This is a genomic window from Pseudoalteromonas sp. CR1 (genome assembly GCF_019392235.1).
Lineage (GTDB): Bacteria > Pseudomonadota > Gammaproteobacteria > Enterobacterales > Alteromonadaceae > Pseudoalteromonas.
This window is the reverse complement of sequence record NZ_JAHXRM010000042.1, coordinates 1-533: the sequence shown is the minus strand read 5'-3', so window position 1 is coordinate 533 and position 533 is coordinate 1. Positions and strand designations below refer to the sequence as shown.

At 70.9% G+C, this 533-nt stretch carries 1 pseudogene; it reads right to left on the bottom strand.

The window, feature by feature from the left end:
* A pseudogene (locus KZZ04_RS18415) lies at positions 1 to 533 on the bottom strand (Tn3 family transposase); the annotation flags it as partial.

Genomic DNA, 533 nt, shown 5'->3' with positions numbered 1-533 from the left:
GCGTACCCTTGGGAAGGTCCCGCTTGCCCGAGCGGTTCAGATCGCGCAACGCGGTCAGGGCCGCGACCGTGCGGTCATCGGCGCGCGCCGCCTTGAAGTCGATCGCCTCGATCAGCATCGGCCCGTACTTGCGCAGCCTCATCCAGCGATCGGCGGCGCGCACGAGCGGATCCTCCTCTGCGACGTCGGCGATCTCGGCCGCCTGGGGCTTTGCCGCGATGAGCCTGTCGAGCCCGACGGCGGCATCGATCGCGGCGAGCGCGTCGCCGTTCTCCTTCATGGCCGTCGCGACTGCGCCGGCGGTCCCCGCGAGAAGGCGCATGAGCCGGCCGACGTCGCGCGAGGTGGCCACGAAGGTCCTCTCGCGCGCGGCTTTGCCGCGTGTGAAGCTCGCGCCGATGAGGCGGTCCGCCATGGACAGCGCCGCATCGGTCAAGCGGCGTTCGAGATCGAGCAACGTCGCGACCACGATGGCACGCCGCCGCGACGGGGCATAACGCTCGAGGGTAGAGGCCGGCGTGATCCGACCTTCG